Here is an 8,715-nt window from a genome sequence, read left to right on the forward strand (position 1 = left end):
CCCGCCTACGCGGTGGGGTAGTTCATTCTTGGCCCATTGCGAATGGCCACAGCTCAGCGGCAGGGATCCCTTCTGGTGGAAGAACGGGCTCGAAATTCTAGCGCAGAGCAGCGGTCTTCTTCTGGGCAGCCGCAGGGGCTGCACCATCCTCTACGGCAGTCTGGCTGAGGCAATGCGGAGGGGCAGAGGTGGGAACGATTGGCTGAGGCGAGGTAGGGCTGAAAAAAACTTGGCAAAAGGGCAGGCGGCTGTTGCGCTGAATGTCAGCAAGGTAAGGAGAAGGGATGGTGCCCCAGTAGGCGCCCAGCACCTGCCGGTCGGGATCCTCCGGCAGCACCTGGTAGTGCAACATCAAGCGGTTATCGGGGAACCAAGCGCGAACAAGCCTTTGCAGTTGCCTCAAATTGAAGCCCGGCTCTTCCGGGTTATGAATCAGGTGCATCCCCGCCAAGCGTCCGCCGACAAAATAGGCTTGCACATAAAACCCGCGGGCGTAGAGGGGGGGCTCTGAGGGATCCCGCGATGAAGGGGCATCCGGCAGGTAGATGGCCTCACCGCCTGGGCGCAGTTGCCAGCGGCTCCAGCGGGGATCCTCGCGGTCGCTAGCAATGGTCTCCCAATTGTTGGCGCGGGCGTAGCTCAAGAAGCGCTCCTCCACCATGCCCAAATAGAGCATTTCCATTTGTAGGGGCAGTCGGGCCCGCGTTTGCAATAGGGGCAGAGTGCGCACTTCTCCTTGCTTGAGCACCAAAACTTCCGCCAAGGCAGGGCGCGGTTCCCACGCCAGCAGCGCCGCCAGGATACCGGCTCCGAGGGCTCTGCCAAGGCCGGCCAGCCCTCGCCGTGCCGAGGCCCGCAGCAACAAGAGAAGGAGTTTGACAGGGGGCAGCTCAAATCGAGGCTGCGCCCCGCCCAACACGGCAACGGAAGCAGAGACGTAAGATGAGATCACGGGGAAATTCGAAGAGCCGGGAAGACAATAGAGGCTATGGATGTCTTATTTTATCCACAGCGCTAGGGTTCTTTGAAAATTTTAATCTGCTGCCCTGGGTGAACTTTCTTGCCGACAGCGGATGGATCAAAACCGGTCTCCAAATGGGCGCGACTGCCGAGAACCTCCCTCCTCGACCGCAGGGCCGGGGCTCGTCGTCATTGCTGGCCCCACCGCCACCGGCAAGTCGCGCCAGGCGCTGCTGCTGGCCCAACGGCTGGGATCCCCGCTGTTAAACGCCGACTCTCGCCAGGTGTACCGGGAGTTCGACATCGGCACCGCCAAGCCCACTCCCGCCGAGCGGGCCCTTTGGCCCCATGAGTTGATTGACTTTGTGGATCCCCGCCACACCTACACCGTGGCCGAGTTCCAACGAGCGGCCCAAGCCCGCATTGCCGAGGCCCATCGGCAGGGACAGACTCCCATTCTGGTGGGGGGGACGGGGCTTTACATCCAATCCATCACTGCAGGGCTGGAGATCCCGGCAGTTCCGCCGCAGCCTCAGTTGCGCACCCAATTGGAGACGTGGCCACCTGAGATCCGCTACGCCTGGCTGCAGCAGTTGGATCCCGTGGCCGCTCGGCAGATCCACTCTCATGATGAAGTGCGCACCCTGCGGGCTTTAGAGATCATCTACACCACCGGGAAGCCGGCTTCCCGCCTGCGGCAGGCCCACCCTCCCCACTACCCCATCTTGATCTTGGGGCTGCGCTGCCCGATGCCCCGTCTAGAACAACGTATTGCCCGGCGCACGGCGGAGATGATGGAGAGGGGGTGGATCGAAGAGGTAAAAACTCTGCGGGAGCGCTATGGGCCGGACTTGCCCCTCTTGCAAACTTTGGGCTATGCGGAGATCGGCGCTTACCTAGAAGGGCGGATCCCAGAGGCGGAGCTGCAGCCTTTGATTGTGCGGCGCACCCGCCAGTTTGCCAAGCGGCAGATGACCTGGTTTCGGGCCATGCCAGGGATCCAGTGGCTAGACTGCGAGGCTGAGGATCTGCCGGAGCAGATCTGGGAGCGGGTTAAAGCCTGGATGGCAGCTCAGACCACTGCTGAAACCACTCCCGCCGCCGCTGAGCATCGGCTTTCCGATCGGTGAGGATCTCCAACACTCGCACCCCTTGGGCGGGCAAGGGCTCCAGGGCTTGAGCCAGCTCCTCCCACGTCTCCAGCCGCTGGTGGGGAATGCCGTGAGCCTGGCAGAGGCGAGCAAAATCCACCGCCTGGGGAGTGGCAAAGTAGGGCTCAAAGGGAGGATTGAGCCCCTGGCGGCCCACCTCCGCAATGGGCAGTAGCTCGAAAATCCCTCCTCCCTGGTTGTTGATGAGAAGAATGGTCAGGGATCCCTGCAGGTAAGGGCTAAGCCGCAGGCCGCCGCAGTCGTGCAAAAAGGCCAGATCCCCAGTCAGCAACACCGTCGGGCGCTGGCGGTGGGCCACCCCGAAGGCGGTCGAGAGAATGCCGTCGATGCCGTTGGTGCCGCGGTTGAAGTAGGGCCGGATGCGGCGGTCGTTGGGCGGCCAAAACCACTCCACATCCCGGACCGGCGTGCTGTTGGCAATAAATAGCGGCGTCTCCGGCGGCAGGTGATGGGCCAGCCACCAGGCAATCTTGCCCTCAAACCACTCCGGCAGGTCAGCCATGGTCTGGTCTAGGGTGGCGCGGATTTGCGCTTCGGCTGTCAGCCAGCCCTGCAGAAAAGCTGTTCGGGGGGCTGGAGTTTTGAATGTTGCTTCCGGGATCCCGGCGGCCAGCTCTTCCACAGCAAAGGGCAAATGGGTGGTGGGGTTGTGCAGAGGATCCCCGTTCTCGGGCCGGGGATCGAGCAGCCAGGTGCGGGGGCGAGCTTTGGCCAGGGTTTGCCGCAGCGCTTTGCTGGTGGGCAGGGATCCCAGTTGGATGACTTGTTCCGGCCAGAGCTGGGGGCCATCCCGCTGCAGGAGGAGGTCATAGGTGGTGACGAGATGTGGGTTGAGGGAAGCGTAGTTGCGCAGAGGGGAGAGTCCCTCCGCCAACACCGGCCAGCCCAGGGCCAGCGCCAAGCGGGCCACCGCTTCTGCATAACGCTGGGGATCCGCCGGTTGGGCCGGCCCCGCCAAGATCACCCCCCGCTCACAGCCGCGCCACTCCTGCCAAAAGGAAGCTGTTGACGCGAACGCAGAACCGGCAGCCGGGGTGACCAGGCCAGATGGGGGGATAACCCCGCGGAAAAAGGTCTTCTCAAACTCCGGATCTTCCTGCAAATGAACCAGGGGCGCAGTGCTGCCATCGGCAACGGGAGCTAGGGGATCTCGCAAGGGCACATTCAAATGCACAGGTCCGGGAAAAGGATAAAGCGTGCGCTCCCAGGCGTGAACCAGGGTTTGGCGCAGGTAGGCCAGGGCCTCTGGCTCCGCGCTGGGCAGGGCCAATTCCGCTTGCCAGTTGGGGTAGTGGCCGTAGAGCTTCACCTGGTCGATAGTCTGCCCGGCGCGGCAGTGGCGCAGCTCTGGGGGCCGATCCGCCGTCAAAACCAAAAGCGGCCAACCACTTTCTGCCGCCTCGATCAGAGCAGGGAAAAAATGGGCGCCGGCGCTGCCGGAGGTACAGACCAGGGGAATGGGTTGCCGGAGCTGCTGGGCCAAGCCAAGGGCAAAAAAGGCCGCCGACCGCTCATCCACCACTGGAATGGCCTCGATCTGGGGGTGCTGCGCCAGAGCATAGGTGAGGGGGGCAGAGCGGGATCCCGGACACACCACGGCCACCCGACAGCCCAGCCGGCTCAAGGTCTCGGTCAAAACGGATCCCCAAAGGGTGTTGAGGTTGCGCCAGTCCAGCCGTTGAAGGGAGTTTGCGCCAGTCACTCCAGCTATCCCAGCCAGTGTCGAGCAAGTTGGGTAGGAAGCCCAAAATAGGCACATTTTAGTAATCTATAGCCATCCCTAAGCGCAGGGGAACCACTTGTTTGGCCTTCCTTCGCCTTTCCTCTCTTTCTGGGAGGAGAGCTAAAGGAGGTGCGCCAGGGAGGTGCCCGCCCTCAGGAAACTGCCTCAAGTGGGTTGGTCGCGCCGCAACTCCAGATTTTCTGGCGGGGGCGAGGATTGGCTAGGTCTCTCCGATGGGGGAATAATGTTCATGAGAACGCCCCTTATTGATCTTTGCTGCACCCAGTAGGAGCACCCATGGCCAGAAAACCCGATGGATACCTTGTCCACATCATGCTCGAAGGTGGACAAACCATGCAGGTACGGGTCAAGGAAGCCAGAGAATACACAGAGCTGATCAACCAACTGATGGTGGGTGGGGACGAGTTCATCACCTTGCCCAAGCAAATGGACAATGAGTACATGATCGTGCGTCCGCAGCGGGTCTCGGGCGTGTCGGTGGAAGCAATCTACGCTTCCAGTGTCGGCATTGACCTATAGATCTCAAGGTCAGGGATCCCTTGAGGGTCGTCGGCCTAAGTTGCAACACAAAGCCCCCACCACCAGGGGCAGGGGCTGCCAGAGAACTAGACCCCGCAGGATCTAGAACTTCTCTACCGACGGTTAGCTCTGCGGGGGCAGGATCACCTTGTCGATAACGTGGATGACGCCGTTGACGGCCTCGATATCCGCGGTCACCACGTTGGCATCGTTGACCTTAACTCCATCAGCCAAAGAAATCTCCACAGGGGATCCCTCGACCGTGACCACTTCCCCAGCTTTCAGATCGTTGGAGAGAACTTTGCCGGGCACCACATGGTAGGTGAGAATCTGGGTCAATTGCTCACGGTTTTCCGGCAAGAGCAACTTCTCCAAAGTGCCTTCCGGTAGCGCTGCAAAGGCCTCGTCGGTGGGAGCAAAAACAGTGAAGGGGCCTTCCCCAGCCAGTACCTCCACTAAGTCGGCAGCCTCCAAGGCTTGGATCAACGTGGTGAAAGAGCCGGCCTCAGCCGCAACATCCACAATGGTTTTGCCGGTAGCAGCAGCGGTTTTCACGCTTTCAGAAGTTGCGCCGTAGCTGCCGGCAATGACCGCAGGGACTGCAACCAACGTGGTGGCCGAGACAACAGCCAAGGAAAGAGCGAAGAGATTGCGAATCATGCAATGTAACCCTCCGTGAAGAGTAGGTTTACATTTCTCTATGACGGCTGGGATGGAGCTTGAGTTCCTAAAAATTGAAAAAAGTCCCCAAAAAAGATATTTCCACTGACCCAAAGTACTTTTTTTACAGGGGCTGCAAGGCTAATCTCCGCTGAGGTTAGATTTGCAACAATCATCGCGGGATGGTGGTAAGCAATCCAAAACAAGCTAAAAAAAGATCCCTTGAGGCTGAGGGATCCGTTACGCTTGTTTGCATCTATTGTTTTGTTTGCTCAAGTTAGCGATCCATTGGCAGCGAAAAAGCCGACGCCCTCAACGTGTTGGGCGAAGGGATCAACGAGCTGGTGATCTCGTAACGATCTCGGCCGTCGTGCCTACTCTTCTTCTGTCTCGAAGTCCTCGTCGTACCCATCGCCGATCAAATCGTCGATATCGTCGATGTCTTCTTCGAGGACAATGTCAGGGACTTCGATGGGCTGCTCGATCAACCGGCCTTCCTGGCGCAACCAGTCGAGGATGGAAATGCTACCGGGTAACGGCAGCACTACTGGAGGCTGATCGCGAGGTTCTTCCCGCAGAGAAGGGTTGTGGTACATGCTGTCCGGAAGAAGTGCAGCTATGAAGAGGGTGTGGTTAAGCTCCGGGTCGATGGCCTCGATAGGGGGCCGCTTATCGACTGCTTTTTAGCTTAGCTTATCCCTGCCAAGCCTGCAAAAAGCGGTGTAGCACCCGCTCCAGCTCGACGGCCCGCGCCGCCTTAAACAGCAGTCGATCCCCTGCCCGCACCTGCTGCTGCAAACCCTCCACCAGGGCAGAAGCTTCCTCAAAGCGTTCAACCTCGGCGGCTGGCTTTTCGTCAACCAGTGGCTGCATCTCCCTATCGGGATCCAAAAGCCAGACCCGCTCCAGTCCCAAGGAGGCAGCCGCCCGACCCACCTCTGCGTAGAGCTGTGGGGCATGCTCCCCCAGTTCCCGCATTGGGCCGAGGATGGCCCAGCGCCGTTTTCCCGCAGTTTGAGCCAGCAGGTGCAAAGCCGCGATCATCGCTTCCGGCGAGGCGTTGTAGGTCTCATCCCAAATCTCCACGTCCCCAGCCAGCTTGAGATGGCGATTGCGCCCCTGCAGAGGCAGCGGTAGGTCAAGGGGCTCTTGCAGGCACTCCCAATTCAGCCCCAAGCTGCGCACAGCCGCCAGCACCCCCATCCAGTTGAGGGCGTGGTGCCTTCCGGGCAGGGGCACCGGCAAGGTCAGGCCCTCCACGGTTACGGTTTGGGCTTGTGGATCCCATGCTCCTCGCAAGTCCCCTTGGGTGAGGCCATAGGTGAGGGTTTGTCCCGACCACAGGCTGGCGGCAGTGGCCAACAGCAAGGGATCCTCACCATTGAGTACAGCCACCCCCTGCCCCAACTCCTGCAGCAGCTCACACTTGGCAGCAGCAATGGCCTCGCGGGATCCCAGCCTGCCGATGTGGGCGGTGCCGATGTGAGTAATCAAGGCATGGGTGGGGCGAGCCATCTGCGCAAGGCGGCGAATCTCGCCAGGGCCGCGCATGGCCATTTCCAGAACGGCAAACTGGTGTTCTGGTTGCAGCCGCAGCAGCGTTTGCGCCACCCCAATGTCGTTGTTGTGGTTGGCCTCGCTTTTGAGAACACTGCCGTAGCGCAAAAGAGCAGCCGCCAGCATTTCCTTGGTGGTGGTTTTGCCTGCTGAGCCGGTGATGGCCACTACCGGGATGGAAAATTGCTCCCGCCAGGCTCTGGCAAGGCGCTGATAGGCAGTCAAGGTATCGGGAACCTGGAAGTGGGGCCCCTCCACTGGCCGCTGGCTGATGACAGCAACGGCTCCCTTGCTCAGGGCTTGCGGAATAAAATCGTGCCCGTCGAAGCGTTCTCCCCGCAGCGCCACAAAAACGGATCCCGGCTGCAACTGGCGGCTGTCGGTGCAAAGGGCCTGAACCGGCAACCCCAATAGGTGGGGATCTCCCTGCAAAGGGGCTTGCAGCAGGTCGGCCACAGTTTGCAAGGTCAGCATGGAGCAGCAGGCGGAGACAGGCTATCGCGTAGGATACCAACAAAAGCCCAATCCAGCGCCAGGCACCGACCCAGCCCTTGCCATCCAGGGCTCAAAAGTTGCTTATGCCCGATTGCACCTGGTTGGATCCCCTTGTCCGGCACTTCCATCTGGGGGATCCGGAGCCACCCGCAGCCATTCAAGGGGGGCCTATTCATCAACAAACTTGGAAGCTCAACACGCGCAGGGATCCTTGTATCGTCGGGCGCCTCCATCCCCACTTTGATCCTGCTGTCACCGAAGATGACCAGGCCGCTGGCCAGTGGCTGAGACGACAAGGCTTCCCCGTTTCTCAATTTCGCCGGGCCTGCGATGGATCCCTGCCCTAGGCCTAGGGGGAAGGAAGGCGCACCTGGATGGTACTGCACGTCAGCGAAGCTGCTGCTACTCTGGATGGGGAGGTAGGGTATGCAACCTCTTTAACAGCTCTTCTCAAGAAGGGTTCTCCCGCTAGCATTGCGGAAGAAAGCTTGGGGTGTGAGGCAAAACTGAGGTGAAGACAGCCGGTAAGGGGATCCCAGCGGCGCGGCAGCAACTCAGCCACAAACGAGCTCTGGGGCTGGGGCTCCTGTCACTGCTGAGCTTTGTGGCCGGGATGGGGTTCGCCGCCCTCTCCCAGCCGGAAGGGGGATCTCCCGTTGCCTCCCTAGAGCCGGAAGTGCCCCGTTTTACGGCCCACGGCTGGCCGCTGCTGGATCCTCTGCCGCAGCCGGACGAGATCTGGGAGTGCGAGCTGGTGGTGGTGGGCGGATCCCTGGGGGGCGTGGCGGCTGCAGGCCAAGCCATGCGGGGGGGTGTGCAAACCTGCCTCATCGAGCTCACCCCCTGGCTAGGGGGGCAGATCACCTCGCAGGGGGTATCGGCCCTCGACGAGTCCCTTCCCATGCGGCAGCGGGGCAATTTTTCCCGCCACTGGCTGGAGTTTAAGGCCCTGATCGAAAGTCAGCCGCTGCATCTGCCCGCCTGGACAGGGATCCCGCCGGGAACCCGCGTGACCAAGATCAACAGTTGCTGGGTAGGGGGGCTGTGTTTTCCGCCCCAGGCGGGTCTGCAGGCGGTAGAAACCTGGCTGCGGCAGGCGGCTCAGTCTGCTCCCCAGAGTCGCTGGGCCACCCAGACCGCTTTTAAGGGGGCCACCTTCAGTGCCGACGGCTCCCGCATCGAGAGCCTCTACGCCGTGCAGCGGCAGCCGCGGGATCCCAACTTTGTGCCGCCAGGGCGGCTGTGGCGGGGATTGGTGAGCTGGTATAGCTGGCAGGAAACGGAAGTGTTTGCCAAACGGGTGCTACGGCTGCAGGCGCCACCGGGCCGCCACCTGTTTGTTATCGACGCCACCGACACCGGCGAGCTGGTGGGCTGGGCGGGGATCCCCTACCGGCTGGGCTCAGAAGGGCGAGATCTGACGGGGGAGCCCAATGCCGCCCCGGCCAGCAACCCGGAGTGTACCCAGGCCTTTACCTTTCCCTTCGTGCTGGCCATCCACGACGATGGCGGGCGCTCCCGCGCCGAGCTGGCCCAGTTGCAGCCAGGCTACTCCCGCGCCGAGCACCGCCGCCAGTTTGACCTGGAGGGGTTTCCCACCTTCAGCGG

The 8,715-nt window shown here is 61.4% G+C and carries 9 protein-coding genes; 4 read left to right on the plus strand and 5 right to left on the minus strand.

The features are described from left to right. Positions 1-97 precede the first annotated feature (97 nt). Positions 98-952, minus strand: coding sequence for a hypothetical protein (locus NW835_RS00005; RefSeq protein WP_414332714.1), 855 nt, complete (start codon positions 950-952; stop codon positions 98-100). 121 nt (positions 953-1,073) lie between these two features. Here NW835_RS00005 and miaA point away from each other — a divergent pair, with 121 nt between their 5' ends. Further along, positions 1,074-2,090, plus strand: coding sequence for a tRNA (adenosine(37)-N6)-dimethylallyltransferase MiaA (gene miaA, locus NW835_RS00010; RefSeq protein ID WP_414414187.1), 1,017 nt, complete (start codon positions 1,074-1,076; stop codon positions 2,088-2,090). Here miaA and menD read toward each other — a convergent pair. Then, on the minus strand, positions 2,014-3,834 hold the full coding sequence (menD, locus tag NW835_RS00015; RefSeq protein ID WP_414414188.1) for a 2-succinyl-5-enolpyruvyl-6-hydroxy-3-cyclohexene-1-carboxylic-acid synthase: 1,821 nt from the start codon (positions 3,832-3,834) through the stop codon (positions 2,014-2,016). The two genes, miaA and menD, sit on opposite strands and share 77 nt — an antisense overlap. A 318-nt stretch (positions 3,835-4,152) precedes the next feature. On the opposite strand from menD, the gene NW835_RS00020 reads away from it, so the two are divergent. Beyond that, positions 4,153-4,395, plus strand: a complete 243-nt coding sequence (locus NW835_RS00020) for a hypothetical protein (RefSeq protein WP_414365083.1) — start codon at positions 4,153-4,155, stop codon at positions 4,393-4,395. Positions 4,396-4,518: 123 nt separating this feature from the next. Here the strand turns inward: NW835_RS00020 and NW835_RS00025 are convergent, their stop codons facing one another. The 3 genes from NW835_RS00025 to NW835_RS00035 form a co-directional block, all read right to left on the minus strand. Beyond that, positions 4,519-5,055 carry a fasciclin domain-containing protein gene (locus tag NW835_RS00025; protein WP_414414189.1) on the minus strand — a complete coding sequence of 179 codons (537 nt, stop codon included), beginning with the start codon at positions 5,053-5,055 and terminating at the stop codon, positions 4,519-4,521. A 374-nt stretch (positions 5,056-5,429) separates the two neighbouring features. Then, positions 5,430-5,651 carry a DUF3134 family protein gene (locus NW835_RS00030; RefSeq protein ID WP_414363784.1) on the minus strand — a complete coding sequence of 74 codons (222 nt, stop codon included), beginning with the start codon at positions 5,649-5,651 and terminating at the stop codon, positions 5,430-5,432. A gap of 97 nt (positions 5,652-5,748) precedes the next feature. Further along, entirely contained in the window at positions 5,749-7,086 is a 1,338-nt protein-coding gene (locus NW835_RS00035; RefSeq protein WP_414414190.1) for a UDP-N-acetylmuramoyl-tripeptide--D-alanyl-D-alanine ligase, read from the minus strand. Positions 7,087-7,190: 104 nt separating this feature from the next. Here NW835_RS00035 and NW835_RS00040 point away from each other — a divergent pair, with 104 nt between their 5' ends. Continuing rightward, entirely contained in the window at positions 7,191-7,454 is a 264-nt protein-coding gene (locus tag NW835_RS00040; protein ID WP_414370512.1) for a hypothetical protein, read from the plus strand. Between the two features lie 164 nt (positions 7,455-7,618). Then, a partial coding sequence (locus NW835_RS00045) for an FAD-dependent oxidoreductase (RefSeq protein WP_414414191.1) occupies positions 7,619-8,715 on the plus strand: 1,097 nt, incomplete at its 3' end.

The organism is Synechococcus sp. OH2, from assembly GCF_047462155.1.
Classification (GTDB): Bacteria; Cyanobacteriota; Cyanobacteriia; order Thermostichales; family Thermostichaceae; genus Thermostichus.

Bases quoted from the DNA above. Each gene is read 5' to 3' on its own strand.
- miaA (WP_414414187.1), top strand. From the start codon at position 1,074: ATGGATCAAAACCGGTCTCCAAATGGGCGCGACTGCCGAGAACCTCCC.
- NW835_RS00020 (WP_414365083.1), top strand. From the start codon at position 4,153: ATGGCCAGAAAACCCGATGGATACCTTGTCCACATCATGCTCGAAGGT.
- NW835_RS00025 (WP_414414189.1), bottom strand. From the start codon at position 5,055: ATGATTCGCAATCTCTTCGCTCTTTCCTTGGCTGTTGTCTCGGCCACC.
- NW835_RS00030 (WP_414363784.1), bottom strand. From the start codon at position 5,651: ATGTACCACAACCCTTCTCTGCGGGAAGAACCTCGCGATCAGCCTCCA.
- NW835_RS00035 (WP_414414190.1), bottom strand. From the start codon at position 7,086: ATGCTGACCTTGCAAACTGTGGCCGACCTGCTGCAAGCCCCTTTGCAG.
- NW835_RS00040 (WP_414370512.1), top strand. From the start codon at position 7,191: ATGCCCGATTGCACCTGGTTGGATCCCCTTGTCCGGCACTTCCATCTG.